This is a genomic window from Ralstonia nicotianae (assembly GCF_018243235.1).
Lineage (GTDB): Bacteria > Pseudomonadota > Gammaproteobacteria > Burkholderiales > Burkholderiaceae > Ralstonia > Ralstonia nicotianae.
Map to the genome: position 1 here is coordinate 278,109 of NZ_CP046674.1, position 26,559 is coordinate 304,667.

The 26,559-nt window shown below is 68.1% G+C and carries 19 protein-coding genes; 6 read left to right on the forward strand and 13 right to left on the reverse strand.

What is annotated here, in order from left to right; translation table 11 throughout:
• Nucleotides 1-102: 102 nt before the first annotated feature.
• From GO999_RS01220 to GO999_RS01245, 6 genes are all read right to left on the reverse strand, one after another.
• Nucleotides 103-1,356, reverse strand: coding sequence for an MFS transporter (locus tag GO999_RS01220; protein WP_211906483.1), 1,254 nt, complete (start codon nucleotides 1,354-1,356; stop codon nucleotides 103-105).
• 190 nt (nucleotides 1,357-1,546) lie between these two features.
• Nucleotides 1,547-2,095: a GNAT family N-acetyltransferase gene (locus GO999_RS01225; RefSeq protein ID WP_016724414.1), complete on the reverse strand. Its 549-nt coding sequence runs from the start codon at nucleotides 2,093-2,095 to the stop codon at nucleotides 1,547-1,549.
• A 79-nt stretch (nucleotides 2,096-2,174) separates the two neighbouring features.
• Nucleotides 2,175-2,804 carry a helix-turn-helix domain-containing protein gene (locus GO999_RS01230; RefSeq protein WP_019718969.1) on the reverse strand — a complete coding sequence of 210 codons (630 nt, stop codon included), beginning with the start codon at nucleotides 2,802-2,804 and terminating at the stop codon, nucleotides 2,175-2,177.
• A gap of 103 nt (nucleotides 2,805-2,907) precedes the next feature.
• The gene (locus GO999_RS01235; RefSeq protein WP_020832947.1) at nucleotides 2,908-3,903 is read right to left on the reverse strand and encodes a 2-hydroxyacid dehydrogenase; all 996 of its coding nucleotides are present in this window, start codon (nucleotides 3,901-3,903) and stop codon (nucleotides 2,908-2,910) included.
• Nucleotides 3,904-3,967: 64 nt separating this feature from the next.
• Nucleotides 3,968-4,993: an alcohol dehydrogenase AdhP gene (adhP, locus tag GO999_RS01240; RefSeq protein ID WP_011003020.1), complete on the reverse strand. Its 1,026-nt coding sequence runs from the start codon at nucleotides 4,991-4,993 to the stop codon at nucleotides 3,968-3,970.
• 67 nt (nucleotides 4,994-5,060) lie between these two features.
• Complete coding sequence (locus tag GO999_RS01245) at nucleotides 5,061-6,974, reverse strand: sigma-54-dependent Fis family transcriptional regulator (RefSeq protein ID WP_211906484.1); 1,914 nt, start codon at nucleotides 6,972-6,974, stop codon at nucleotides 5,061-5,063.
• Between the two features lie 250 nt (nucleotides 6,975-7,224).
• On the opposite strand from GO999_RS01245, the gene exaC reads away from it, so the two are divergent.
• The 5 genes from exaC to GO999_RS01270 all read left to right on the forward strand — a co-directional run bounded on the left by exaC (nucleotide 7,225) and on the right by GO999_RS01270 (nucleotide 14,020).
• On the forward strand, nucleotides 7,225-8,745 hold the full coding sequence (exaC, locus tag GO999_RS01250; protein ID WP_016724410.1) for an acetaldehyde dehydrogenase ExaC: 1,521 nt from the start codon (nucleotides 7,225-7,227) through the stop codon (nucleotides 8,743-8,745).
• 83 nt (nucleotides 8,746-8,828) lie between these two features.
• Complete coding sequence (locus GO999_RS01255) at nucleotides 8,829-10,223, forward strand: ethanolamine ammonia-lyase subunit EutB (protein WP_211906485.1); 1,395 nt, start codon at nucleotides 8,829-8,831, stop codon at nucleotides 10,221-10,223.
• A gap of 8 nt (nucleotides 10,224-10,231) precedes the next feature.
• Nucleotides 10,232-11,044: an ethanolamine ammonia-lyase subunit EutC gene (gene eutC / locus GO999_RS01260; RefSeq protein ID WP_211906486.1), complete on the forward strand. Its 813-nt coding sequence runs from the start codon at nucleotides 10,232-10,234 to the stop codon at nucleotides 11,042-11,044.
• A gap of 26 nt (nucleotides 11,045-11,070) precedes the next feature.
• Nucleotides 11,071-12,540, forward strand: coding sequence for an exodeoxyribonuclease I (sbcB, locus tag GO999_RS01265; RefSeq protein WP_071012367.1), 1,470 nt, complete (start codon nucleotides 11,071-11,073; stop codon nucleotides 12,538-12,540).
• 113 nt (nucleotides 12,541-12,653) lie between these two features.
• Nucleotides 12,654-14,020 (forward strand): IS3 family transposase gene (locus GO999_RS01270; RefSeq protein WP_089190850.1). Its coding sequence is split into 2 segments (ribosomal slippage): nucleotides 12,654-13,128 and nucleotides 13,128-14,020, totalling 1,368 coding nucleotides; the frame shifts between segments, so codons are not numbered across the junction.
• Between the two features lie 205 nt (nucleotides 14,021-14,225).
• Here GO999_RS01270 and GO999_RS01275 read toward each other — a convergent pair.
• The 3 genes from GO999_RS01275 to GO999_RS01285 all read right to left on the reverse strand — a co-directional run bounded on the left by GO999_RS01275 (nucleotide 14,226) and on the right by GO999_RS01285 (nucleotide 19,082).
• Entirely contained in the window at nucleotides 14,226-17,789 is a 3,564-nt protein-coding gene (locus tag GO999_RS01275; RefSeq protein WP_064047853.1) for an indolepyruvate ferredoxin oxidoreductase family protein, read from the reverse strand.
• A gap of 285 nt (nucleotides 17,790-18,074) precedes the next feature.
• Nucleotides 18,075-18,305, reverse strand: coding sequence for a hypothetical protein (locus GO999_RS01280; RefSeq protein ID WP_016724403.1), 231 nt, complete (start codon nucleotides 18,303-18,305; stop codon nucleotides 18,075-18,077).
• 93 nt (nucleotides 18,306-18,398) lie between these two features.
• A complete protein-coding gene (locus GO999_RS01285) occupies nucleotides 18,399-19,082 on the reverse strand; it encodes a pyridoxamine 5'-phosphate oxidase family protein (protein ID WP_211906487.1) in 684 nt (227 codons plus the stop codon).
• Between the two features lie 96 nt (nucleotides 19,083-19,178).
• Between GO999_RS01285 and pdxR the strand changes: the two genes are divergently transcribed.
• Complete coding sequence (gene pdxR, locus GO999_RS01290; protein WP_211906488.1) at nucleotides 19,179-20,645, forward strand: MocR-like pyridoxine biosynthesis transcription factor PdxR; 1,467 nt, start codon at nucleotides 19,179-19,181, stop codon at nucleotides 20,643-20,645.
• Between the two features lie 160 nt (nucleotides 20,646-20,805).
• On the opposite strand, the gene GO999_RS01295 is transcribed toward pdxR, so the two are convergent.
• The 4 genes from GO999_RS01295 to gspE form a co-directional block, all read right to left on the reverse strand.
• Nucleotides 20,806-22,092, reverse strand: coding sequence for a hypothetical protein (locus tag GO999_RS01295; protein ID WP_020371584.1), 1,287 nt, complete (start codon nucleotides 22,090-22,092; stop codon nucleotides 20,806-20,808).
• Nucleotides 22,093-22,167: 75 nt separating this feature from the next.
• Nucleotides 22,168-23,451 (reverse strand): hypothetical protein, encoded by a 1,284-nt coding sequence (locus tag GO999_RS01300; protein ID WP_020832936.1) that lies wholly within the window; start codon nucleotides 23,449-23,451, stop codon nucleotides 22,168-22,170.
• Between the two features lie 307 nt (nucleotides 23,452-23,758).
• The gene (gspF, locus tag GO999_RS01305) at nucleotides 23,759-24,970 is read right to left on the reverse strand and encodes a type II secretion system inner membrane protein GspF (RefSeq protein ID WP_011003007.1); all 1,212 of its coding nucleotides are present in this window, start codon (nucleotides 24,968-24,970) and stop codon (nucleotides 23,759-23,761) included.
• A 1-nt stretch (nucleotide 24,971) separates the two neighbouring features.
• Nucleotides 24,972-26,528 carry a type II secretion system ATPase GspE gene (gene gspE, locus GO999_RS01310; protein ID WP_028853770.1) on the reverse strand — a complete coding sequence of 519 codons (1,557 nt, stop codon included), beginning with the start codon at nucleotides 26,526-26,528 and terminating at the stop codon, nucleotides 24,972-24,974.
• Nucleotides 26,529-26,559: the final 31 nt, after the last annotated feature.

The window sequence follows — 26,559 nt, forward strand, 5'->3', positions numbered from 1 at the left end:
TGCTGATATGAGAATGAGACAGCACCTCTCATGTTTCAATGACACATCGGCGCCGACAAAGGTTCCGAGCTGCCGGCTTCCGCCGTCAATGCGGCGTGATCGTCACGGCGCCTGCGTCACATGCGGCGGCTCGGCGTTGGCGTGCACCGCGCTGGCCGGGGCGTGCCGCAGGCCATAGGTGAAGGCTGCCAGGGCGACCAGGGCCGCCGCCGCCATCGCCCATTCCACCGCCGCGTAGCCGCCGGTGGCTTTCCACAACAGCGCGCCCAGCCAGGGCCCGCTGGCCTGGGCCAGCAGCACGGGCGTCATCATCAGGCCGTTGAGGGTGGCGTACTGGGCGCGCGAGACCAGCTCTGGCATGGCGATGGCGCGCAGCATGGTGTTGATGCCGTTGGCCGCGCCATACAGCACGGCCGCGGCCAGCAGCAGCGGCCCGCCGGACAGCGCCAGCATCGCCAGCGCCGCCGCCATGGCCGCATAGGTGAACGGCGCGATGCGCACCGGATGCGCAACGCGCAGGCGCATCATCGCCAGCCGCCCCAGTACCTGGGCCGGGCCGATCAGCGCGGCGATCACCAACTGCCGGCCGGTCGGCACGCCTTTCTCGCTCAGCAGCGGAATCAGGTGCGCGCCCAGCACCGCCGCGATCAGGCTGACGGCGACGAAGGCCAGCACCACCGCCCAGAACACCGGCATGCGCAGGGCCATGCGCCACGCCGACGGCGTGACCGGCGCAGCAGCAGCGGCAGCGGACCCGGCCACCACCCGGGCTGGCGGGCGGACCCGCAGCCGTGCGTGGATCGGCAGGCAGACGAGCAGGTGCAGCAGCGCGAACGCCTGCAGGGTGTGGCGCCAGCCGACGTGCGCCACGCCCCATTGCGCCAGCGGGATGCCGATCGTGCTGGCGAACCCGGCGATCAGTGTGAGCCCGACGATCGGGCGCTGGTAGGCATCGCCGAAAGCCTGGCGCAGCACGACGAAGGCCGGGTCGTACAGCGTGGTCGCCATGGCCACGCCCATCGGCAGCCACAGCAGCAGAAAGGCGGTCTCGCCGCCGACCCGCGACCAGGCCAGCAGGCTGGCCGCCGCCAGCACCGAACCGGTGCCCATCACTCGGCGCGCCGGCCAGCGCTCCAGCGTGCGGCCCACCAGGAACGAGCACAGCGCCCACACCAGCAGCCCCAGCGAGAACCCGCCTGCCAGGAACGGCCGCGTCCAGCCGAGCGTGTCGTGCATCGGCGCGAGAAAGACGGTGAAGGCGAAGTACAGCGTACCCCACGAGATCGTCTGCGCGAGGCCGAGCAGCAGCACGAGGCGCCGGCCATCGGGCGAGTCCGGCGAGAGCATGGGTGTCATGGCGGACGGTGGAGCGCGCCGCGGCGCGGTGGCGGGTGGGCGTGGCCGGGTGTACGGTGCGCGCTGCCGTACGCGCGTTTTCGCCGGCACGAGGCGGCGGGATCAGGCATCCGCCGGTCCGGGTGACGCGTGCTGGCCTGGCCTGACCGGGTGCGGACCGGCACGTCCGCCGCACCGGGCAGCGGAGCCATCAGCCGTCCACCGGCTGCGCGGGCATCTCCAGGTTGAGCTGGTAGAACGCCGCATCCAGCCAGCGGCCGAACTTGAAACCGGCTTCCCGGATGGTCCCGGCGTGGACGAATCCCAGCCGCGTGTGCAAACCGATGCTCGCGGCATTGGCCGCGTCGATGCAGCCCACCAGGACGTGCACCTGTGTCTCCTGCGCGCGCCGAATCAGTTCACGCAGCAGGCGCTCGCCCAGTCGGCGGCCACGGCATTCGTGATGCACGTAGACGCTGTGCTCCACCGTGTACTTGTACGCGGGGAACGCGCGGAACGTGCCCCAGCTGCCAAAGCCCAGCAGCTTGCCCGAGGCATCCACCGCGCCCACGACCGGGAAACCGCCCGCGCGCTTCGCGGCGAACCAGGTCGCCATGGCCTGCGGGGGGCGCGGTACGTAGTCGTACAGGGCCGTCGAATTCACGATGGCCTCGTTCAGGATCTCGAGGATGGCGGACGCATGCTCGGCCTCGGTGCAGTCGATCAGGCGCACATCGTCTTGCGATTCGGGGGCGTTCATTCGGGCTCCTATTGGCTGGAAAAATGTCACGCAAGCGCGAAACGGAAGCGACACATCACGTGGCGCTCCCCGTCGTCCATCAGGCACTCCACGCGCCGGCCACGGCGGGCGCGTCGCAAATGGCCACGACGTAATGCGCCGCCTGGGACGTGGGGTTGCTGAAAATCAGCGGCTGATCCAGCCGCATGGCCAGGCAGTCGCCCGGGTGAAGTTCGTGGCGCTGGTTGCCGAGCATGACGTCGATGCGTCCGTCGATCACCCAGACCTGCTGCTGCATGGCGTTCTCCCGCCCGCCCGTTTCGTAGGCCACGCGCGCGCCGGCCGGGAAGTTCACTTCGACCAGCTGGATGGGCGATGGCCAGTCGGGCGGGGAGAGGTTGCGCCGCACGTAGCCGGACGCGGGGTCGCGCCACTGGGCCTGTTGCGCGCGGCGCATCAGCGGCTGGGCGGGCACGCCCTCGCGCTCGCCGCCGAACAGGCTGGCCAGTGACACGCCGAGCCCGGCCGCCAGCTTGTCCAGCACGACCGCCGTCGGGCTGGCCGCGCCGCGCTCGATCAGGGAAATCATGGACCGGCTCACGCCGCAGCGCGCGGCGAGCGCATCGAGCGTGTAGCCGCGCGCCGCCCGCAAGTCGCGTACACGGCGAGCGATGCGCTCGTTGACACCGGTATCGGTGTCGGCGGTGGAGTGGTCTTCGTATTCCGGCATAGTGGATTCATTATCCAGTAAACTGGATTTGATCGTCAACGATCGTCTCGGCCAGCTTGTGGCCCGTGCGTGCGATCGGAACGTCTCAGTGTGCGTGTGCGGGCTAAGCCTTCACCACATTCGCGGGCGCGCCGGCTGCCCATGCCGCCACGTTGGCGAGCGTGGTGTCGGCAATGCCCGCCAGCGCCTCGCGCGTGAAGAAGGCCTGGTGCGCGGTCACGATGACATTGGGGAAGGTCAGCAGGCGCGCCAGCACGTCGTCCTGCAGCACATCGGCGGAGCGGTCCTCGAAGAACAGGTCGGCCTCTTCCTCATAAACATCCAGTCCGAGGTGGCCGAGCTGGCCGGATTTGAGGGCGTCGATCAGCGCGGGGCTGTCGACCAGCCCGCCGCGGCTGGTGTTGATCAGCATGGCGCCCGTCTTCATGCTGGCAAGCGCGCCGGCGTCGATCAGGTGGTGCGTGTCGGCGTTGAGCGGGCAGTGCAGGCTGACGATGTCGGACTGCGCCAGCAGAGCCGGCAGCGGCACGTAGGTCACGCCGAGCGCCGCCAGCGCCGGCTGCGGAAACGGATCGAACGCCAGCAGCCGGCAGCCGAAGCCGGCCATGATGCGCGCGAACACCTGCCCGATCTGCCCGGTGCCGACCACGCCGACGGTCTTGCCGGCCAGGTCGAAGCCGAGCAGCCCGTCGAGCGAGAAGTCGCCCTCGCGGGTGCGGTTGCAGGCGCGGTGCAGGCGCCGATTGAGCGTGAGGATCATGCCGACCGCGTGCTCGGCCACCGCGTGCGGCGAATACGCCGGCACCCGCACCACCGTCAGCCCCAGCCGCTGCGCCGCGGCCAGGTCGACATGGTTGAAGCCGGCCGAGCGCAGCGCGATCAGCCGGGCGCCGCCCGCGGCCAGCACGGCGAGCACGCCGGCATCCAGGCAGTCGTTGACGAACGGGCAGACCACTTCGAAGCCGGCAGCCAGCGGCGCGGTGTGCACGTCCAGGTGGGCGCGCTGGAAGACCAGCTCGAAGCCGTGGCCGCCGCGCGCCTGCGCGGCGCGGAAGGCGTCTTCGTCGTAACGGTGGCTGCTGAAGAAGAGGATGCGCATGACGGTGGGTGAGGGAAGCCGGTGATGCGGCACAGCTTACCCGCACCCCGTGACGGCGTGCTGCTCAGTCCAGCGAGAGGACGATGCGGCCGTCCACCTTGCCGGCTTTCAGGTCGGCGAGGACCTGGTTGATGTTGTCGAGCCGGTCGCGATGGATGTGCGCGCGCACCTGCCCCTCGGCGGCGAACTGCAGCGACTCCTGCAGATCGCGCCGCGTGCCGACGATGGAGCCGCGCACCGTGATGCCGTTGAGCACGGTCGAGAAGATCGGCAGCGGAAAGTCGCCCGGCGGCAATCCGTTGAGCGAGACGGTGCCGCCGCGTCGCACCATGCCCAGGGCCTGGGCGAAGGCGCTGCGCGAGACCGCCGTCACCAGCACGCCGTGCACGCCGCCCACCTCCTTCTGGATGACAGCGGCCGGGTCCTGCTGCGAGGCATCGACGCTCAGCCGGGCGCCCAGTTCGCGCGCCAGCGCCAGCTTCTCGGGGGCGACATCCACCGCCACCACGTGCAGCCCCATGGCGACGGCATACTGCACCGCCACATGCCCCAGCCCGCCGATGCCCGAGATGGCGATCCACTGGCCGGGGCGGGTGTCGGTCATGCGGATGCCCTTGTAGACCGTCACGCCCGCGCACAGGATGGGTGCGATCTCCTCGAAGCCGACCTGCGCCGGCAGGTGGCCGACATAGTTGGGGTCGGCCAGCACGTATTCGGCGTAGCCGCCGTTGACGGAGTAGCCGGTGTTCTGCTGGTCGTGGCACAGGGTTTCCCAGCCGCCCAGGCAGTGTTCGCAGTGGCCGCAGGCGGTGTAGAGCCAGGGCACGCCCACGCGGTCGCCTTCCTTGACGGCGGTGACGCCTTCGCCCACCGCCGCCACGAAGCCCACGCCCTCGTGCCCGGGGATGAACGGCAGGCGCGGCTTGACCGGCCAGTCGCCGTCGGCGGCGTGCAGGTCGGTGTGGCAGACCCCGGAAGCCCGGATGTTGACGAGGATCTGTCCGCGGCCCGGCGTCGGGATCGGGACGTCCTCGATGCGCAGCGGTTCGCCGAACGCGTGCACGACAGCGGCTTTCATCGACCTGGCCATGGCGGATCTCCGGGAGTTGGGGAGCCCCCAGTCTTGTCGATGCGCGGCCGGGCCGGGTTGACGTGCGTCAACCGCCGGGGCGGGCGATGCCGTGCTTGCGCAGCTTGCGGTACAGCGTGTTGCGGCTGATGCCCAGCGCCTCGGCGGCGTGGGTCATGCGCCACTGCTGCGCTTGCAGCGCGGCGAGCAGCGCGGCCTTCTCGGCGTTGTCCAGCGGCGCGGGCGCGGCGGCGGATGCCGTGGCCGGTGGGCGCAGTTCGGGCGGCAGGTCGCGCAGGCGGATGCGCCCATCGTCGGACAGCGCCACCAGCGTGCGCAGCACATTGCGCAGCTGGCGCACGTTGCCGGGCCAGGGCTGGGCGAGCAGGGCGTCGCGCGCATCGTCGTCGAGCCGCGCCGGCCGGCCGCGCGATTCCTCGGCCAGCACGTGCGCCAGCAGCGCGGCCTTGTCGGCACGCTCGCGCAGCGGCGGCAGCGTGATCCGCAGGCCGTTGAGGCGGTAGTACAGGTCTTCGCGGAAGCGGCCGTCGCGTACGCGCGCTTCCATGTCGCGATGGCTGGCGCTGACGATGCGCACGTCCACCGTCTGCGCCTCGCCGCCGATGGGCACCACGGCGCGCTCCTCCAGCACGCGCAGCAGCCGGCTCTGCAGCGCCAGCGGCATGTCGCCGATCTCGTCGAGGAACAGCGTGCCGCCGTCGGCCTGCTGCAGCTTGCCGCGCATGCCTTCCCGGCGCGCGCCGGTGAAGCTGCCGCCGCGGTAGCCGAACAGCTCGCTCTCGATCAGCGTCTCGGGAATCGCCGCGCAATTGACGGCGACGAAGGGCTGCGTCGCGCGGCTGCTGGCCTGGTGCACGGCGCGGGCGAAGGCTTCCTTGCCGGTGCCGGTCTCGCCGTGCAGCAGCAGCGGCACGTCGTGCTCGAACACGCGCAGGGCGCGGTGGAAGTCGGTGCGCAGGCCGTCGGCCTGCAGGCACAGGCCGGGCGTGGCCGGCATGGGCGGTGAGGCCGGGGCCGCGTCGGCGGTCGGGCGCGGGCGGGGCGCGCGCAGCAGGCCGAATAGCAGGCGACCCTGATGCGTGTGCAGCGGCCAGGCCACGCCGCCGCTGTCGGTGGCGCGCGCGAGCAGGGCGTCGGCCGTCAGGTCGAACACGGTCTCGACCGGCTGCCCGAGCAGCGATTGGCGTGTGCGGCCCAGCAGGTTCAGCGCGCTCTGGTTGGCCGCGCGGATGCGTCCGTCGCCGCCCACCGCCAGCAGGCCCTCGCTGAACAGCCCGACGTATTCGGGCTGGGCATGGAAGCGCAGCAGCCAGTCGCGCTCGAAATGCTGCAGAAAATACCCGCCCTCGATCACCTTGGCCGAGAGGTTGACCAGCGCGGTGGTATGGAACTGCCCCTGCCGCGACAGCTCGTGCGGGATGGACGACACATCCAGCACCGCCAGCAGGTTGCCCTGCGGATCGAACACGGGGCTGGCCGAGCACGACAGCCGGATGTGGCGGCTGCGGAAGTGTTCGTCCTGGTAGATCGTCAGCGCCTGCCGCTCGACCGCGCAGGTGCCGATGCCGTTGGTGCCTTCGCGGGCTTCGCTCCAGTCGGCGCCGGACCACAGGCCGGCCTGCCGGAACAGGGCGCGCTTCGCGTGGTCGGCGATGCAGTCGAGGATCACGCCGTCGGCATCGGTCAGCACCACCACGTGGCCGTTGCCGGCCAGCTGCCGGTGCAGGCTGTGCATTTCGCCGTCGGCGATGCGCAGCATCGGCTGCAGCTGCTCGCGGCGCTCGCGGATGCGGGCGGCTTCGAGTACGGCGGGCGCGCTGGCGTTTGCGGGGTCGAGGCCGTGCTGGTGCAGGCAGCGCAGCCAGGAGCGAGCGATGGACGGATCGGCGGCCGGCCCGGACAGCGGACCCGAGATGGGCGCGTCGTGCTGCGCGAGGGTCAGCACCTGGCCGGTGTGATGCGACATGCGGTGATCCTGCATGGCAGTTGTCTCCTTCGCCCACCGTGGTCGGCGGATCGTGTGTCCTGAACATAGCACAGTGTCCCGGCACACCGTATCGGAACCGGTACACCCGCTCGGCCCGGCGCAACGGGGGCCTGTCCCGCCCCGGCGCATCGGCATGCGGGTTTGCCGGCGGCGGCCGGACATGGCCCGGGCCTTGCAATGACGGTGCGGACGCCGGCGCGACGCACGACGCCGGCGCCGCCACCATCCCATCAGGAGACAACCCATGCGTTACGCCCATCCCGGCACGCCCGGCGCCGTGGTTTCGTTCCAGTCGCGCTACGGCAACTACATCGGCGGCCGGTTCGTGCCGCCCGTCAAGGGGCAGTACTTCACCAACACCACGCCGGTGACGGGCGAGGCCATCGCCGAATTCCCGCGCTCCACCGCCGAGGACATCGACCGCGCGCTCGACGCCGCCCACGCCGCGGCCGACGCCTGGGGCCGCACCTCGGCGCAGGACCGTTCGCTGATCCTGCTGAAGATCGCCGACCGCATCGAGCAGAACCTGGAGCGGCTGGCCGTGACCGAGACCTGGGACAACGGCAAGCCGATCCGCGAAACGCTGAATGCGGACATTCCGCTCGCGGCGGATCACTTCCGCTACTTCGCCGGCTGCATCCGCGCGCAGGAGGGCGCGGCGGCGGAGATCAACGAGCACACCGTGGCGTATCACATCCACGAACCGCTGGGCGTGGTCGGGCAGATCATCCCGTGGAACTTCCCGCTGCTGATGGCGGCGTGGAAGCTGGCGCCCGCGCTGGCGGCCGGCAACTGCATCGTGCTCAAGCCGGCCGAGCAGACGCCGCTGGGCATCTGCGTGCTGCTGGAGTTGATCGGCGACCTGCTGCCGCCGGGCGTGCTCAACGTGGTGCACGGCTTCGGCAAGGAAGCCGGCGAGGCGCTGGCCACCAGCAAGCGCATCGCCAAGATCGCCTTCACGGGTTCGACGCCGGTGGGCTCACACATCCTGAAGTGCGCGGCGGAGAACATCATTCCGTCGACGGTGGAGCTGGGCGGCAAGTCGCCCAACATCTACTTCGAAGACATCATGCAGGCCGAGCCGAGCTTCATCGAGAAGGCGGCCGAAGGGCTGGTGCTGGGCTTCTTCAACCAGGGCGAGGTGTGCACGTGCCCGTCGCGCGCGCTGGTGCAGGAGTCGATCTACGGCAGCTTCATGGACGCGGTGATGGCCAAGGTGGCCGCCATCAAGCGCGGCGACCCGCTCGACACCGAGACCATGGTCGGCGCGCAAGCCTCGGAGCAGCAGTTCAACAAGATCCGCACCTACCTCGAGATCGCGCGGGAAGAGGGCGCTGAATGCCTGGCGGGCGGCGAGGCCGAGGCCATGTCGGGCAAGCTGGCCAACGGCTACTACATCAAGCCGACGCTGCTCAAGGGCCACAACAATATGCGCGTGTTCCAGGAAGAGATCTTCGGCCCGGTGATCGCCGTGACGACCTTCCAGGACGAGGCGCAGGCCATCCAGATCGCCAACGACACCGAGTATGGCCTGGGCGCCGGCGTGTGGACGCGCGACATCAACCGCGCCTACCGTGTCGGCCGCGCCATCAAGGCCGGGCGCGTGTGGACCAACTGCTACCACCTGTACCCGGCGCACGCGGCCTTCGGCGGCTACAAGAAATCGGGCGTGGGCCGCGAGACCCACAAGATGATGCTCGACCACTACCAGCAGACCAAGAACCTGCTGGTGAGCTACGACACCCGGCCGCTCGGCTTTTTCTGATTCTGCGGTGCCGGGGCCATGCCGGCCGACCATCGCCGTGCCAACGGTGCTAGCCTTGATCGGAATCCCGGTGGAGGCTTGGCATGGCCCGCTTTTCCCACACCCTCGGTCACGAGACCTACCGCTTCGACAACCTGCGGGACGTGCTGGCCAAGGCCAGCCCGGCCCGTTCCGGCGATGCGCTGGCCGGCATCGCGGCGGCCAGCGCGGCCGAGCGCGTGGCGGCGCAGATGGCGCTGGCCGAGATCCCGCTGAGGCACTTCCTCGATGAAGCCGTCATCCCGTACGAGGCGGACGAGGTCACCCGGCTGATCGTCGACATGCACGATGCGGCCGCCTTCGCGCCGGTCAGCCACCTCACCGTCGGCGATTTCCGCGACTGGCTGCTGGGCGATGCGGCGGACGAAGCCGCGCTGGCCGCGCTGGCGCCGGGCCTGACGCCCGAGATGGCGGCGGCGGTGTCCAAGCTGATGCGGGTGCAGGACCTGATCCTGGTGGCGCAGAAGACGCGCGTGGTCACGCGCTTTCGCAACACCATCGGCTTGCGCGGGCGCATGGCCACACGCCTGCAGCCCAACCACCCGACCGACGACCCGGCCGGCATTGCCGCCAGCCTGCTCGACGGCCTGATGTACGGCAGCGGCGATGCGGTGATCGGCGTCAATCCGGTGTCCGACAGCACCGCTGCCATCTGCGACCTGCTGGGGATGCTCGACGCCGTGATCCGGCGCTACGACATTCCCACCCAGGCCTGCGTGCTGACGCACGTGACGACCACCCTCGAAGCGATCCGTCGCGGCATGCCGGTGGACCTCGTGTTCCAGTCCATCGCCGGCACCGAGGCGGCCAATGCGAGCTTTGGCGTGAGCCTGGCGCTGCTGCACGAGGCGCGCGACGCGGCGCTTGGCCTGCAACGCGGCACCGTGGGCGACAACGTGATGTATTTCGAGACCGGCCAGGGCAGCGCGCTGTCGGCCAACGCGCACCACGGCGTCGACCAGCAGACCTGCGAGGCGCGTGCCTACGCGGTGGCGCGGCGCTTCCGGCCGTTGCTGGTCAACACCGTGGTCGGCTTCATCGGGCCGGAGTACCTGTACGACGGCAAGCAGATCCTGCGCGCGGGGCTGGAGGACCACTTCTGCGGCAAGCTGCTCGGCGTGCCGATGGGCTGCGACATCTGCTACACCAACCACGCCGAGGCCGACCAGGACGACATGGACACGCTGCTCACGCTGCTGGGCGCGGCCGGAGTCAACTACATCATGGGCATTCCCGGCTCCGACGACGTGATGCTGAACTACCAGACCACCTCGTTCCACGATGCGCTCTACGTGCGCCGCGTGCTCGGCCTGCGGCCCGCGCCGGAATTCGAGGATTGGCTCGCGCGCATGGGCATCTGCACGGCGGGCGATGGCCGCATCGCCCTGGCCGACGGCCTGCCCGATCCGTTCCGCCGGGCGGTGGCGCAACTGGCATGAGGCGCGCGATGACCGACGAACGCGACGACACGCCCGCCACCGTGACGCAGAACCCCTGGCAGGCACTGCGCCGTCTGACGCCCGCCCGCATCGCCCTGGGCCGCGCGGGTGTGAGCCTGCCGACCCGGCCGCAGCTCGCCTTCCAGGCCGCGCATGCGCAGGCGCGCGACGCGGTGCACCTGCCGTTCGATCCCGCGGCCTTGCAGGCGCAACTGCACGCGCAGGGCCATGCGACCCTGCTGCTGCACAGCGCCGCGCGCGACCGCGACCAATACCTGCAGCGCCCCGACCTCGGTCGCCAGCTCGATGCGCCGTCCGCGCAGTTGCTGGGGGACCACGCAGCCGCGTATCCGGGCGGTGTCGATATCGCGCTGGTGGTCGCCGACGGGCTCTCCGCGCTGGCGGTGCATCGGCATGCCGCGCCGCTCATCGCCGGCGTGGCTGAGGGCGTGCGCGCGCGGGGCTGGTCGATGGCGCCTATCGCGCTGGTCGAACAGGGCCGCGTGGCGGTGGCCGACGAGGTGGGCGAACGGCTGGGCGCGCGCATGGTGGCCATCCTGATCGGCGAGCGCCCGGGGCTGAGCTCGCCCGACAGCCTCGGCCTCTATTTCACCTACGCGCCCAGGGTGGGGCTGACCGATGCGGCGCGCAACTGCATCTCCAACGTGCGGCCGGAGGGCCTGGGCTACGCCGCGGCCGCGCACAAGCTGCTGTACCTGATGCGCGAGGCGTGGCGGCGGCAGGGCTCCGGCGTGCTGCTCAAGGAGGCCGCCGAGGTGCCGCTGCTGGAGGCCGGCCGGCGCAACTTCCTGCTCGATTGACGGGCGCGGCCGGCAGGGCTGTTAGCATGCCGGCATCTTTGCGATGCCCAACCCGCCTGACCGTGACCCACACCTTCTTCTGGCACGACTACGAAACCTTCGGCGCCGTGCCGCGCCGCGATCGCCCGGCCCAGTTCGCCGGCATCCGTACCGACGCCGAGCTCAACGAGATCGGCGAACCGGTCGAGCTGTTCTGCCAGCCGTCCAACGACTGGCTGCCCGACCCGGTGTCGTGCCTGATCACCGGCATCACGCCGCAGCAGTGCCGCCGGCAGGGTATCCCCGAGCACCGTTTCGCGCAGGCCATCGAGCGCGAGCTGGCCACGCCCGGCACCATCGGCGTCGGCTATAACTCCATCCGCTTCGACGATGAGATCACGCGCCACCTGTTCTGGCGCAACCTGATCGATCCGTATGCGCGCGAATGGCAGAACACGTGCGGCCGATGGGATCTGCTCGATGTGGTGCGCACCACCTGGGCGCTGCGCCCGGACGGCGTCGAATGGCCGAAGAACGGCGACGGCAAGCCCAGCTTCAAGCTGGAGCACCTGTCGCAGGCCAACGGCCTGCAGCACGAAGCCGCACACGATGCGCTGTCGGATGTGCGGGCCACCATCGCGCTGGCCCGGCGGGTCCGCGCCGCGCAGCCCCGCCTGTTCGATTTCTGCTTCGCGCTGCGCAAGAAGGAGCGCGTGCTGGCCGAGATCGGCGACGCGCCGCGGCCGTTGCTGCACGTCTCGGGCATGTACGGCGTGGAGCGGGGCTGCCTGGCGGTAGTGTGGCCGCTGGGCTGGCACCCGACCAACAAGAACGAACTGCTGGTGTGGGACCTCGCCTGCGATCCGGCCGAGCTGTTCGACCTCGGCGTTGACACCATCCGCGAGCGCCTGTTCACGCGCAGCGCCGATCTGACCGAGGGCACCACGCGCTTGCCCATCAAGTCGATCCACATCAACAAGTCGCCCATCGTCATCGGCAACCTGAAGACGCTGCAGCCCGCGCAGGCCGAGCGCTGGGGCATCGACTTCGCGGTCATCGAGCGTCATGCCGGTATCGCCCAAGGGGCGCCCGATCTGCGCGAAACGTGGCGCCAGGTCTACGCCCGCGAGCTGGAGCCGATCGAAGACGTGGACCAGAATCTCTACGGCGGCTTCGTCGGCAATGACGACCGCCGCACGCTCAACGAACTGCGCACGCTTTCGGGCGAGCAGCTCGCGCAGCTGCACCCGGACTTCGCCGATGCGCGCCTGCCCGAACTGCTGTTCCGCTACCGCGCACGCAATTTCCCCGATACGCTCACGGAAGACGAGCACGAGCAGTGGGAACAGCTGCGCGCCGAGCGTCTCTTCGAAGGCCGCGATGGCTACCTGACGCTGGATGCCTATGCCGAGCGCATCGAGCAACTGGCGGCCGAGGCGGCGGATAAAGGCGATGCGCGTGCCGAAGGCATCCTCTCGGCGCTGTACGACTACGCTGAGATGGTGACGCCGGAATAAAGGGGCGTCGCGGTTAATGCCGTTCAGTTAAGGCAAAAAAGGCCGCTCCGATTGACGTCGGATGAACTGCACCCCAAAAGTTGGACATCTGTTCAACCTTTGGGGTGTTTTTCATGGCGAAGTATGAAGAGGCGTTCAAGCGCCAAGTAGTTCAGGAGTATTTGAGGGGGGCCGTTGGGACCGCAGGGCTGAGCCAGAAGTACGGGATAGGCCGTTCTGTGATCCGGCGCTGGATCAACGCGTGGCAGCGCCATGGGAAATCCGGACTACGCAAGAAGCATGAAGCGTATAGCGCCGAGTTCAAGCTGACGGTGCTGCAGCGCATGTGGCGCGACGAGTTGTCCTATCAGCAAGTCAGCGCTGTGTTCGATTTGCGTGAGGCTGGCGGCGTCAGCCGCTGGGACCGCCAGTATCATGAGGGCGGTTTCGACGCCCTACAGCCGCGCCGCAAAGGCGGGGCACCCATCATGTCCCAGTCCAAGCAAGATCCCCAACCCGCTGCGCAGCCGGCTCAAGACGAGCGCTCGCGCGAGGATTTGCTCAAAGAGAACGAGTGTTTGCGCGCGGAGGTGGCGTACCTAAAAAAGTTAGATGCCCTGCTGCGTGCCAAACAGCAGCAGGCACCAAAGAAAAAGCGCAAGTCGTGAGTGCGCTGCGTGAGCGGCATTCATTGTCGAGCTTGCTCAAGGCCGCGAATCTCGCACGCAGCACGTACTACTACCAGATGGCGACAAGCCAGGCAGAGGATCGTCACGGCGCGCTCAAGGAGCGCATTCAGCACATCTATGCCCAGCACAAGGGCCGATATGGCTACCGCCGGATCACGGCGACGCTCCGTCGGGCAGGGACGTTGGTGAATCACAAGACCGTACAGCGATTGATGTCGGCGCTACAGTTGAAGTCACTCGTGCGGCCGAAGAAATACCGCTCTTACCGCGGGCAAGTCGGGCGGGTTGCTCCCAATCTGCTACAGCGCGAGTTTGAGGCGAGCAAGCCGAACGAGAAGTGGGTAACGGACGTGACGGAGTTCAACGTCGGCGGCAAAAAGCTGTACCTGTCGCCCGTCCTGGACCTGTACAACGGAGAGATCGTCGCCTGGCAAACCAGTGAACGACCTGATTACACGCTGATCCGGGAGATGCTCGACAAGGCGTTGCGCAAGCTGCGCCCGTGCGAGACGCCGATGCTGCATTCGGATCAAGGCTGGCCGTATCAAATGGCAGCGTATCGTCGCAAACTGGCCGCGCGAGGCCTGCGCCAGAGCATGTCCCGCAAAGGCAACTGCCTAGACAATGCGGCAATGGAAAGCTTCTTCGGCACACTCAAGTCAGAGTGCTTCCGGTTAGAGCGCTTCGCGGACATCGACCAACTGCGACGCGCCATTGCCGAATACATCCGGTACTACAATCACGAGCGCATCAAGATCAAGCTAAAAGGGCTGAGCCCTGTGCAATACAGGACTCAGCCCTTGGCCGCCTAAATTACCCGTCCAACTTTACGGGGTCAGTTCAGGAGCGGCCTTTTTCCTTGTTGTTGACTCAGAGCCAAGCGCCCGCGGACTGCTTTGGTTGGGGCCAGGCGGAGTAGGCGCAAGACCTGAAACGATTGAGCGAAGACGACGCCCGCTCGCCAACAAAAAAACCGGAGGCCAAGACCTCCGGTTTTCGTTTGGACTACGGCGCCGCTCAAGCCGCCCGCTGCGCCGCACCCGCATTGCGCCACTGCGCCAGCAGCTTGCCCCAGCGCACCCGCGCCGCGGCCAGATTGGCCTCCTTCACATGGCCGAAGCCGCGGATGTCTTCCGGCAGCCGCGCCAGATCAATCGCCAGCGCCAGCTTCTGCGTCGACAGCCCACTCACCAGCTCGTCCACCAGCGCGCGATACTCACCGATCAGCGCACGCTCGGTGCGGCGTTCCTCGGTCTTGCCGAAGACGTCGAGCGCGGTGCCGCGCAGGCCCTTGAGCTTGGCGAGCAGCTTGAAGATGCGCATCGTGTTCGGGCCGAAGCGCTGCTTGACCAGATGACCTTTCTCGTCGCGCTTGGCCCACAGCGGCGGCGCGAGCCAGAAGTTGAGCTGGTAGTCGCGGCCGGGCTCGCCGTCGAACTGGGCGCGCAGCTTGTCGAGGAAGGCCGGGTCGGTGTACAGGCGGGCGACTTCGTATTCGTCCTTGTACGCCATCAGCCTGGACAGGTTGCGCGCCACGGCCTCGGTCAGCGCCAGCGGCTGGCCGGCGCCGGCCACGGCGGCCTCGGCCGTGCGCACGCGTTCCACCACGACGCGGAATGCGTCGGCGTAGGCGGCGTTCTGGTAGGCGGTCAGCAGGTCGACGCGGCGGGCGATCAGCGTGTCCAGCGTGGCGGGCAGGGCGATCACCTCGGCCTTGGCGCGCGGGGCTTCGCCGGCCAGCGCCAGCACGGCTTCGCGGTCATGTGCCAGGTGGCGACCCCATTCGAAGGCGGTCTTGTTCTTGTCGACCGACACGCCGTTGAGCTCGATGGCGCGCAGCAGCGCATCGTACGTCAGCGGAATCCAGCCCTTCTGCCAGGCAAAGCCCAGCACCAGCGGGTTGGTGTAGATCGCGTCGCCCAGCAGGCGCACGGCCAGCGCGCTGGCGTCCTCGAAGGCGCAGGCATCGCCCACGGCCGCGCGGATGTCGGCCTCGGCCGAGCTGCCCGGGAAGCGCCAGTTCGGGTTCTTGATGAAATCGGCGGTGGGCGTTGCCGCGCTGTTGACGATGGCGCGCGTCTGGCCGAACTGCACCTTGGACAGCACTTCGTCCGACGCCGAGACGATGGCATCGCAGCCGATCACGAGATCCGCCTCACCCATGGCGATGCGCGTGGCGTGGATGGTGTCCGGCCGCTCGCCGATCTGCACGTGCGAGAGCACCGCGCCGCCTTTCTGCGCCAGGCCCGCCATGTCGAGCACGGTCACGCCCTTGCCCTCGATGTGCGCGGCCATGCCCAGCAGCCCGCCGATGGTCACCACGCCGGTGCCGCCCACGCCGGTCACCAGCACGCCGTACGCGCGCCGGATGGCGGGCAGGTCGGGATGCGGCAGCAGCGGCAGGCTGTCCGTCGACACACCGCGCGATTCCGGCTTGCGCACCTGCGCGCCCTCGGCCGTCACGAAGCTCGGGCAGAAGCCGCCCACGCACGAGAAGTCCTTGTTGCACGACGACTGGTTGATCTTGCGCTTGGTGCCCAGCTCCGTGTCCAGCGGCTCGACCGACAGGCAGTTCGACTTGACCGAGCAGTCGCCGCAGCCCTCGCATACCGCGTCGTTGATGAACGCGCGGCGCGCCGGGTCGGCCATGGTGCCGCGCTTGCGGCGGCGGCGCTTCTCGGTGGCGCAGGTCTGGTCGTAGATCAGCACGCTGGTGCCCTGGACTTCGCGCAGCTCGCGCTGGATCGCGTCGAGCCGGTCGCGGTGATGCACTGTCACGCCTTCGGGCAGTTGGATGGCGGCGTTGTACTTCTCGGGCTCGTCGGTGACGATGACGATGCGCGAGGTGCCTTCCGCATGCACCTGCGCGGCAATTTGCGGCACCGACAGCGGGCCGTCCACCGGCTGGCCGCCGGTCATGGCCACCGCATCGTTGTAGAGCAGCTTGTAGGTGATGTTGACCTTGGCCGCAATCGACGCGCGGATCGCCAGCAGGCCCGAGTGGTAGTACGTGCCGTCGCCCAGGTTGGCGAACACGTGCTTGTCGCCCGAGAACGGCATCTGGCCGATCCACGCCACGCCTTCGCCGCCCATCTGGCTGAAGGTGTTGGTGCTGCGGTCCATCCACACCGTCATGTAGTGACAGCCGATGCCGGCCAGCGCGCGCGAGCCCTCGGGCACGTTGGTCGACGTGTTGTGCGGGCAGCCCGAGCAGAACCACGGCTTGCGCTCGGCGGTGATGCGGGGCTTGGCCAGCGCCTTCTCCTTGGCGTCGATGATGGCGATGCGCGCTTCGATGCGGGCGCGCACGTCCGACGGCAGCTCGAACTTCTCCAGCCGCGTGGCAATGGCGCGCGCGATCAGCGCCGGGGACAGCTCGTAATGCGCCGGCAGCAGCCAGTTGCCCATCGGCACCGACCATTCGCCGCCGGCGTTGTCGCGCTCGTCGAACTTGCCGTACACGCGCGGACGCACGTCGTCGCGGTAGTTGTACAGCTCTTCCTTGAGCTGGTATTCGAGGATCTGGCGCTTCTCTTCCACCACCAGGATTTCCTGCAGCCCTTCGGCGAAGGCGCGTGCGCCGTGCGCCTCCAGCGGCCACACGCAGCCGACCTTGTACAGGCGGATGCCGATGCGGCGGCAGGTCTCGTCATCGAGGCCCAGGTCGACCAGCGCCTGGCGCACGTCCAGGTAGGCCTTGCCGGCGGTCATGATGCCGAAGCGCGCCTGCGGCGAATCGAGCACCACGCGGTCGAGCTTGTTGGCGCGCACGTAGGCCAGGCCCGCGTACCACTTGTAGTCGAGCAGGCGGGCTTCCTGCACCAGCGGCGGATCGGGCCAGCGGATGTTCAGGCCGCCCGCCGGCATGACGAAGTCTTCGGGCAGCACGATCTCGGCGCGGTGCGGATCGACATCGACCGAGGCCGACGATTCCACCACGTCCGTCACGCACTTCATCGCTACCCACAGGCCGGAGTAGCGGCTCATCGCCCAGCCGTGCAGGCCGTAGTCGAGATACTCCTGCACGTTGGACGGATACAGCACCGGAATGCCGGCTGCCTTGAACACGTGCTCAGACTGGTGCGCCAGCGTCGAGGACTTGCAGGCATGATCGTCACCCGCCAGCACCAGGACCCCGCCGTGCGCGGACGAGCCGGCCGAGTTGGCGTGCTTGAACACGTCGATGGTGCGGTCCACGCCGGGCCCCTTGCCGTACCACATGCCGAACACGCCGTCGAACCTGGCCGACGGATACAGGTTGACCTGCTGCGAGCCCCAGACCGACGTGGCGGCCAGGTCTTCATTGAGCCCCGCCTGGAAGACGATGCCGTGGCCGGACAGATGCGTCTTGGCCTTCCACAAGGCCTGGTCCAGCGCCCCCAGCGGCGAGCCGCGGTAGCCGGAGATGAAGCCGGCGGTGTTCAGCCCCGCAGCGCGATCGCGCTCCTGCTGCAGCATCGGCAGCCGCACCAGCGCCTGCGTCCCGCTGATATAGATGCGGCCGCGCTCCAGCGTGTATTTGTCGTCCAGGGAAACGGTTTCGAGCGCGCGGCGTAGCGCGTCGTTCAGAGGGGCATTCATGCGTGCTCCGTGGGGTATGTGTGCCGGGATCGCCGACAACAGGTCGCTTTTGGTGCCGCCAGCGCCGCTTCTTGTGGAAGCCGGCCGGCAGCCATGGGGTAGCGGGCATCGTAGCATCGCGTGCTATTCCCAACACCGTGCAACGCAGCAACTTTGGGGGTGGGTTTTCCCGGAGTTGCGGCGTCGCCGACACAGGCGTGGCGCATCGGGGGGGCGCCCGGCGCCGATGCTGCGATGCATGCACGGCCGGTGCCGGAAAACGACCGAGCCCGCACGGGGGATGGATCAGGCTGCCGGCCGGTGAGCGTTCCCGCCGCTGCCAGCGCTGTACCGAACCAATAGGCAGGTGAGGGTGGTGCGGTTCCAGGTCGGGTCGCCGATGGTCTTGAGGCGCTCGCCTCGCAACGCGGCAACGTCTTCGCGCGCGGCGAACTGTTCGGACCGTGCCTCCGGCTTGGAGAGGCGGTCGGCAATCTCGGGGAGCGCTGTTTCCAGCGCCGGCAGGCGGGCGTCCATGTCGCCATCATTTCCGTCGCCGGGGGCCCGGTCGGTGGCCCCAGATCAGCGCGACCACGCCGAGTAGCGGCCAGGCGGCATCGACGCCGGTGGTCAAGGCACCATCGGCTCGACGGCGGTTTCGCGAGGGCCGGCCTGCCACTGCCGCACGTACCCGGGGGTGCCGGCGGGCGCGGCATCCGCGATGGGGGACAGGGGCTGCAGCGCCATCGGCAGCACACCGGCCCAGACCGGCAGGCCCAGGTCCGCTTCGTCGTCCTTGGGGCCGCCGGTGCGGATCTTGGCGGCCGCCTCATCGAGCGGGATGCGCAGCACGGTGGTCGCCGCCAGTTCCGTGGCATTGCCGGGGCGGACCTCGCGCGCGCGGCCGGGGGCGATGAAGTCGACGAAGGTGTCGAGCGCGGTGGCCTTGGCGGCGCCGTCCACCGCCTCGAAGGCGCCGTAGATGACGGCCGAGCGGTAGTTCATCGAATGGTGGAACGCGGAGCGCGCCAGCACCAGGCCGTCCAGGTGCGTGATGGTCACGCACACCTGCGCGCCGTCGGCCGCCAGCTTCAGCATGCGGCTGCCGTTGGAGCCGTGGATGTAGAGGTGATCGCCCTCGCGCCAGCACGCGGTGGGGATGCAGTGCACGCCCTGCGCATCGGCAAAGGCGAGGTGGCACACATAGGCCGCGTCGATGATGGCGTAGAGCGTTGCGCGGTCATAGCATCCGCGCTGGGCGACACGGCGCACGCGGGTGCGCGCGGACGGGGGGGTGGACTCGGACTGGGTCATGGTGGGGCTCCTCTCACGGGCAATGGCATGCCTCGACGATAGGAAAACCATGGCACCATGCGTAGACCCACACGATGATGGATTCATGGAGCCACAATGGACTACGGTGTCCTGCTGTCGACCTACGAACGCGAGACCGGCCGCGAGGCAATCGCCCGGATGCCCCAGCAGCATCGGCTGTACGCCTGCCTGCGCGCCGCCATCCTGAGCGGCAAGCTCGAGGAAGGCACGCGGTTGCTGGCGTCGCGCACGCTGGCCGAGGAGCTGAGCATGGCCCGCAACTCGGTGCTGTATGCGTACGAACGGCTGGCGTCCGAGGGTTTCGTCGTCGGGCGGCGGCAGGGTACGGTGGTCGCCCGCGTGGGCCTGCAGCAGTCGCCCGCCGCCACGCCCGGCGATGCGCCCGTCCTGTCGCGGCGCGTCGCCCGGATCGAACGCCCCGGCGACGGCATGGACGATCCGCTGCCCTTCCTGCCCGGCACGCCCGCGCTGGATGCCTTTCCGCTCGCGCAATGGCGGCGCTGCGTGGAGCGCGCCTGGCGCAGCATCGGCCCGGCGCAGCTCGGCTACATGCCGGTCGAAGGCAACGCTGCCCTGCGCCAGGCGATCGCCGAATACCTGCGCGTCTCGCGCGGCGTGCGCTGCGAGGCCGGGCAGGTTTTCATCACCGACGGCACGCAGAACAGCCTCGACCTGTGCGCCCGCACCCTGGCCGATGCCGATGACACCGCCTGGATCGAAAACCCCGGCTACAGCGGCGCGCGCCACGCCTTCCAGGCCGCCAACCTGCGGCTGGCGCCGATCCCGGTCGATGCCGACGGGCTCGCGCCACGGCAGGAGGACTGGCGCGACCGTCCGCCCAGGCTGATCTACATCACGCCGTCGCACCAGTACCCGCTCGGCGCCGTGATGAGCCTGGAGCGGCGGCTGGCGCTGCTGGCCCAGGCGCGCGCGGCCGGCGCGTGGATCATCGAAGACGACTACGACAGCGAATTCCGTCACCAGGGCGCGCCGCTGTCCGCGGTGCAGGGATTGACCGAAGACGCGCCGGTGATCTATCTCGGCACCTTCAGCAAGGTGATGTTCCCGGCGCTGCGGCTCGGCTTCATGGTGGTGCCGCCCGCGCTGGCGCCAGTGCTGCGGCGCACGGCCGGCGCGCTGATGCTGCGCGGGCGGGTGGCGGAGCAGCTCGCGCTGGCGGACTTCATCGACGCCGGGCATTTCACGCGGCACCTGCGGCGCATGCGGCGGCTGTATGCGGAGCGGCGCGACGCGTTGCAAGGCGCGCTCGAACGCCGGCTGCGCGGCCTGCTGACCGTGTCCGGCGGGGCCGGCGGCATGCATCTGTCGGCACGGCTCGACGTGCCGGTGCGGGATACCGAGGTCAGCCGCGTAGGCCGAGCACACGGGCTGGTGCTGCGGCCGCTGTCGCGGTTCTGCCTGCCGGGCACCGAAGGCCCCTACAACGGTCTGGTGCTCGGCTACGGCGCGGTGGATGCCGGGCGGATGGACCGGCTGGTCCAGCAGCTCGGGCAGGTGATCGAGGCAGCGCTGGCGGGATGATGCCGCCGCCGCCCAGGCAGGGAATCGTCAGTGCACCAGCTGATTGATCTCGATGATCGGCATCAGCACCGCCGGCACGATCCGCAGCACTATTCCCATCGTCAGGACCAGCGCGGGTTCGAGCACCGGTCAGTCAATCGACGGGAGCGTGCGCTTCGGCTCATTTGCGGTGAAGCAGAAACGTCCAACCGGGCCCGGCGGGCCACGCCTGGACCTGGCATGGGCGACGACCCTCGCATGCGGCAACTTGTTCACTCCACGACGGACCCTCGAGCATGGTGCCCCTCCAGGCACCATGACGCGCTTGGTAGAGGCCGGCGCACAGCGCCATCAGCAGCAACGACAGGGCGGGTAACCGGATAGCAAGCGATGCCCGATTCGCCGCGATCCCGAGCAAGGTGACAAAACACACCACGCCAATGAAAAAATAGCGTCCGTGCATCCAGCCTGAAATGAGCTTACGGGTATCTCCCAGCGCACCAAGCGTCTGAATGCTGGGAACGAGAATCCATACCAGCGCGAGCACGATTACGGTGGTTTTGTCCTTGGCTTCCCGATAACTCGCCACCAATGCAAATGCCGCGATCAACAAGAGCACGACATACGCCAATACCAGGGCGGCATTGCTTTGCAGCCAGAGCAGGAAAAAAACGAGGAGTTCAGTCCCACCCCCAGTGAAGATCGGTGAAGCAACCGTCTGCAGCAGCCACGGTGCGGTCATGGTCAGCACGGTCGGAGACAGTAAACGATCGGGCTGCGGGTGCAGGATGATGATGGCCGCCTGGATCGCGGTACCGACAGCCAGGATGAGCCCGAGGCGAAAATGGATACCCGATCGGAGCAGCGTCCCTTTTACCAGAAACACCGGTGTCATGATCGACGCGGGCACCCCGCTGAGCGCGCAGATGGCAACCCACGTATAGAGAAGCGCTTTCCGGGTGCCTCGCAAGTCAGCCCACGAGGTGATACCGATGAACAGCAGGGACACTGCACAGAGCCACTGAACATTGGTGCTGGTGAGGTAAACCTCGTAACCCTGGGCACAGAGTGCAAGGATGGCAACGGCCATCGCGGCTCGGGTCAGCGGCCAACCGTTTTCGATTGAGAACCTGCTGAACAGGACAATGCACCACGATGCGACCAGCAGGCTACCGTAGGTCGTGACATGCGCCGCCCATTCCGTCGGCACCAAGGTCGCGACATAGCAGATCAGATTGGTGATGAGCTGATAGTTGCCCCTCATGACAAGGGTCAGGGGTGAATCGCCACTTTGCAGCACGTTGTAATAAAACTGTCCCTCTTCTGCCCAGAAACGGGGGTGGAGGAAAAGGTTCGGCGATCGCCATAGCAGCAATCCGATGAAGAGGATCCCGAGTAGAAGGGGCCTGTGCTCATCCAGGCTCAGCTTCTGTCTTGCCGTGTCGGCGGCGGCGGCGTCAGGGTGCATTGCTTGTTTGGAAAAAAAGAGGGCGGGGATTGTAAGCGCGGTCAGCAGCACCAAGGCTTCCCCATTATCCTGGGGTTATCTGTGATGAAGTACGAACGTCCACTCGGCACTGATGGGCCACGGCTGGACCACGCATGGCCGGCGGCCACCGCATGCGGCAACCTCGCTGCGCCACGATGGCCCATATAGCATGAGCGCGTTCCATCCACTTTGATCGACTTGATGGATGCCGGCGCACAGCGTTGTCAGCAGCAGCGATAAGGCCGTCAATCGGACAATGGGCAAGGCGCTGTCGGCGATGATTCCAAGCAGCATGACAAAGCACACGGCACCGATGAAAAAGTAACGTGCATGTTTCCAGCCGGAAACGAGTTCATTGGGATTTCCCAATGTACCGAAAATCTGAATGCTCGGAATAATAATCCACGCCATCATCAGCACTACCGCAACTGCTTTATCTTTTGCTGCGCGGTAACTTGCCACCAGTGCAAATGCTGCAATTGACGACAGCACGATATACACCAGGGCCACGGCATAGGGGCTCTGCAGCGATTTGAGCAAAGCAGCAAGGCCCTCGGTCTGGCCTGCCGTGAAAAGCGGCGACGCAACTGTCTGCAGAAGCCACGGCGCGGTCATCAGCAGCATGGTCGGAGAAAACGATCGGTCCGTGTGCGGGTGCAGAAAGATGACGATCGCCTGGATCGCGGTGCCGGCCGCAAGTATGAGTCCCAGGCGGAAATGGAGGGGTGATCGGAAGAGGCCCCCCCTGACCAGGAACACGGGTGCCATGACCGATGAAGGGACGCCGCTGAGTGCGCAGACAGCAACCCACGCGTAAAGAGGCACCCTGCGAGGGCCTCGCAAGGTACTCCACTGCCCGAGGCAGATGAAGAGTAGGGACAACGCACACAGCCACTGAGTGTTGGTGCTGCTCAGATAGACTTCGTACCCGTGGGCGAGCAGAGCGAGGATCGCAACGATCGTTGCAGATCTGGCCAATGACCAACCGCTTTCGATCGAGAACCTGCTGAAAAGGACGACGCACCATAGCGCAACGAGCAGACTGCAATAGGTCGTGATGTGGGCTGCCCATTCTGCCGGTACCAGGGTTGCGAGATAACAGATCAGATTGGTGACGATCTGATAATTGCCCCGGATAACAAGGGTCAGCGGCGAGGCACCGTTTTGCAGCCCGTTGTAATAGAACCGGCCCTCCTCCGCCCAGAGGCGTGGATGGATCAAAAGATCGGGTGACCTCCATAACAGCAACCCGACAAACAGCGTTGTCAGCACGAGCGCGCGCTGAATGCGTTTGGGATTCACTGGATCAGCGCCAGTGACGATGGCGTTATGGTGCATTGTGAATTCACGCCGGCAAAAGGAGGGGGCATAAAATGTCCCGCCCGCGGGGGCGGAGCGGGTGCTGCGGAGTCCTGAGCAACAAAGGCTGAAGTTGAACCGTGGCGGTTGAAGTGCGTCTTCAGGTCAGCTGTGAAGCTCAGGGCGCGGTATGATCCGCGCCGCTATGCATCCGCTCACCTTGGGAGCAGCATGGTATCGCCGGATGTCCCGGTCGCACCCAATTTTTCGGCGTGACCTGTTGTTTGAAACGTCTCAGAGGCGTGTTCCCCGACGGACGTGACGTTGGGAGCAGGTACGGCCCCCATCAGTGCACCAGCTGATTGATCTCGATGATCGGCATCAGCACCGCCAGCACGATCAGCAGCACCACCACCCCCATCGTCAGGATCAGCGCGGGTTCGAGCAGCCCGGTCAGGAACAGCGTGCGCCGCTCCAGTTCCTGGGCCTCGCCCTGCGCCGCGCGCTCCAGCATGGCGGGCAGGTTGCCGGTCGCCTCGCCCGAGCGGATCAGGTGCACCAGCACCGGCGGAAACTGGTTCTGCGCCGCCAGCGCCCGCGCCAGCGACGTGCCTTCCCGCACACGCGTGGCCGCATCCTCGACGTTGGTCTTGAGCGCGACATTGTTGAGCGTTTCCCCGGCGGCCTGCAGGCCGCGCAGGATCGGCACGCCGGCGCTGCTCAGGATGGCCAGCGTGCTGGCAAAGCGCGCCGTGTTGTAGCCGCGGACCAGCTTGCCGAACAGCGGTGCGGTCAGCAGCCAGCGATGCCACGACAGCCGCAGCGCCGGCTGCTGGAGCAGCTTGCGCACCAGCAGCCCCAGCGCCGCCAGCACGATCGCCGCCAGCCATCCCCAGTTGCGCACGAAATCCGACAGCCACAGCATGATGATGGTCAGCGTCGGCAGCTTCTGCTTGGTGTTGGCGAACACGCTCACCACCTGCGGCACCACGTACGACAGCAGGAAGATCACGATGGCGAAGGCCACCACCGTGACGATGGCCGGATAGGTGAAGGCCAGCTTGATCTTGGAGGTCAGCGCGTTGCGGCTTTCGATGTAGTCGGCCAGGCGCGACAGCACCAGCCCCAGGTTGCCCGAATGCTCGCCGGCCGAGACCAGCGCGCGGTAGATGTCCGGAAAGTCGCGCGGATGCTGCGCCAGCGCCACCGACAGCGAGCTGCCGCCCACCACCTCGGCGCGGATGGATGCCAGCAGCTCGTGCACATAGGGGCGTTCGGCCTGGTCGGCCAGCGCGGCCAGCGCTTCGTCCAGCGGCAGGCCGGCGACCAGCAGGCTGGCGAGCTGGCGCGTCACCAGGGCGTTTTCCTGCGGCGAGAGCCGCTTGCCGAAACGGGAGCCCGCGCGCTTGGCGGCCTGCGCACCGAGCGCATCGACCACCAGCGGCGTCAGCCCGCGGGCGCGCAGCGCGGTGCGCGCCTGGCGGGCGCTGTCGGCTTCGATGACGCCGCGGTCGGTGCGGCCGGAGGCGTCGGCGGCTTCGTAGCGGAAGGCTGGCATATCAGTCGCGCGTCACGCGCAGCACCTCTTCCAGCGACGTCGCGCCCGCGTCGAGCCACCGCTGCGCATCCGCGCGCATGGTATGCATGCCCTGGCCGATGGCGAGCGCCTTGATCTCGGACTCGGGCGCCTGCCGGTGGATCATGGTCTGGATCTCGGGCGTCACCGTCAGCAGCTCGTACACGCCGGTCCGGCCCTGGTAGCCCGATTGGCCGCAGTGCTCGCAGCCGACGTGGTGCCACACCGAGCGGCGCGTCGGCACGGCGGCGGCGGTGCCGTCGGCGGGCGGCGTGCCGGCCACGGCCTCGATCTCGGTGGGGGTGAGCTCCAGCACTTCCTCGCGGCGGCAGTGCACGCACAGGCGCCGCACCAGCCGCTGCGCCAGCACGCCCAGCAGCGACGACGACAGCAGGAACGGCTCGATCCCCATGTCGATCAGCCGCGTGACCGCCGAGGCCGAATCGTTGGTGTGCAGCGTCGCCAGCACCAGGTGGCCGGTCAGCGAGGCCTGCACCGCGATCTGCGCGGTCTCCAGGTCGCGGATCTCCCCGATCATCACCACGTCCGGGTCCTGCCGCAGGATGGCGCGCAGGGCCTTGGCGAAGGTCATGTCGATCTTCGCGTTGACCTGGGTCTGGCCGATACCGTCCAGGTCGTACTCGATCGGGTCCTCCACCGTCATGATGTTGGTGCTGCTGGCATCGAGCCGCGACAGCGCGGCATACAGCGTGGTGGTCTTGCCCGAGCCGGTCGGGCCGGTGACGAGCACGATGCCGTGCGGCTGGTTGATCAGGCGGTCGAAGCGCCCCAGCGTGCCGGCGCCCATGCCGAGCTTGCCGAGGTCGAGCCGGCCGGCTTCCTTGTCGAGCAGGCGCAGCACCGCGCGCTCGCCGTGGCCGGTCGGCAGGGTGGAGACGCGCACGTCCACCGGTCGCCCGCCCACGCGCAGCGTGATGCGGCCGTCCTGCGGCAGGCGTTTCTCGGCGATGTCGAGCTGCGCCATGATCTTGATGCGCGAGATCAGCGCGCCGTGCAGCGCCTTCTTCGGGCGCACCACGTCGCGCAGCGTGCCGTCCACGCGGAAGCGCACCACCGAGGCGTTCTCGAACGGCTCGATGTGGATGTCCGAGGCGCCCTCGCGTGCGGCCTGCGTGAGCAGCGCGTTGATCATGCGGATGATCGGCGCGTCGTCTTCCGATTCGAGCAGGTCTTCCACGGCCGGGATGTCCTGCATCAGGCGCGACAGGTCCACCTCGCCCTCGACCTCGCCGACCACCTGGGCCGCGCTGCCGTCCTGGGCGTTGTAGGCCGTCTGCGTGGCGGCGGAGAGCGCGGCGGCGTCCAGGCTCACCAGGCGCAGCGCGCCGAACACGCGGGCCAGCTCGGCCAGCGCGGCGCGCGAGGTCTCGGGGCAGACCCACACCTCGAGCGAGTCGACATCCTGCCGCGCCACCAGCAGCCTGGCGTCGCGCGCGAACACATACGGCACCAGCCGCACCGCCGAGGGCGACGGCGGCTCGAGCGTGCGCGCGTCAGTGGAAGAAGCTTGCGTTGCCATGATGTTCACCGCCTTTCCGGCCGCGTGGATC

Excerpts from the sequence above, each read along its gene's own strand:
- GO999_RS01220 (WP_211906483.1), bottom strand. The coding sequence starts at position 1,356 with ATGACACCCATGCTCTCGCCGGACTCGCCCGATGGCCGGCGCCTCGTG.
- GO999_RS01225 (WP_016724414.1), bottom strand. The coding sequence starts at position 2,095 with ATGAACGCCCCCGAATCGCAAGACGATGTGCGCCTGATCGACTGCACC.
- GO999_RS01230 (WP_019718969.1), bottom strand. The coding sequence starts at position 2,804 with ATGCCGGAATACGAAGACCACTCCACCGCCGACACCGATACCGGTGTC.
- GO999_RS01235 (WP_020832947.1), bottom strand. The coding sequence starts at position 3,903 with ATGCGCATCCTCTTCTTCAGCAGCCACCGTTACGACGAAGACGCCTTC.
- adhP (WP_011003020.1), bottom strand. The coding sequence starts at position 4,993 with ATGGCCAGGTCGATGAAAGCCGCTGTCGTGCACGCGTTCGGCGAACCG.
- GO999_RS01245 (WP_211906484.1), bottom strand. The coding sequence starts at position 6,974 with ATGCAGGATCACCGCATGTCGCATCACACCGGCCAGGTGCTGACCCTC.
- exaC (WP_016724410.1), top strand. The coding sequence starts at position 7,225 with ATGCGTTACGCCCATCCCGGCACGCCCGGCGCCGTGGTTTCGTTCCAG.
- GO999_RS01255 (WP_211906485.1), top strand. The coding sequence starts at position 8,829 with ATGGCCCGCTTTTCCCACACCCTCGGTCACGAGACCTACCGCTTCGAC.
- eutC (WP_211906486.1), top strand. The coding sequence starts at position 10,232 with ATGACCGACGAACGCGACGACACGCCCGCCACCGTGACGCAGAACCCC.
- sbcB (WP_071012367.1), top strand. The coding sequence starts at position 11,071 with ATGCCGGCATCTTTGCGATGCCCAACCCGCCTGACCGTGACCCACACC.
- GO999_RS01275 (WP_064047853.1), bottom strand. The coding sequence starts at position 17,789 with ATGAATGCCCCTCTGAACGACGCGCTACGCCGCGCGCTCGAAACCGTT.
- GO999_RS01280 (WP_016724403.1), bottom strand. The coding sequence starts at position 18,305 with ATGGACGCCCGCCTGCCGGCGCTGGAAACAGCGCTCCCCGAGATTGCC.
- GO999_RS01285 (WP_211906487.1), bottom strand. The coding sequence starts at position 19,082 with ATGACCCAGTCCGAGTCCACCCCCCCGTCCGCGCGCACCCGCGTGCGC.
- pdxR (WP_211906488.1), top strand. The coding sequence starts at position 19,179 with ATGGACTACGGTGTCCTGCTGTCGACCTACGAACGCGAGACCGGCCGC.
- GO999_RS01295 (WP_020371584.1), bottom strand. The coding sequence starts at position 22,092 with ATGCACCCTGACGCCGCCGCCGCCGACACGGCAAGACAGAAGCTGAGC.
- GO999_RS01300 (WP_020832936.1), bottom strand. The coding sequence starts at position 23,451 with ATGCACCATAACGCCATCGTCACTGGCGCTGATCCAGTGAATCCCAAA.
- gspF (WP_011003007.1), bottom strand. The coding sequence starts at position 24,970 with ATGCCAGCCTTCCGCTACGAAGCCGCCGACGCCTCCGGCCGCACCGAC.
- gspE (WP_028853770.1), bottom strand. The coding sequence starts at position 26,528 with ATGGCAACGCAAGCTTCTTCCACTGACGCGCGCACGCTCGAGCCGCCG.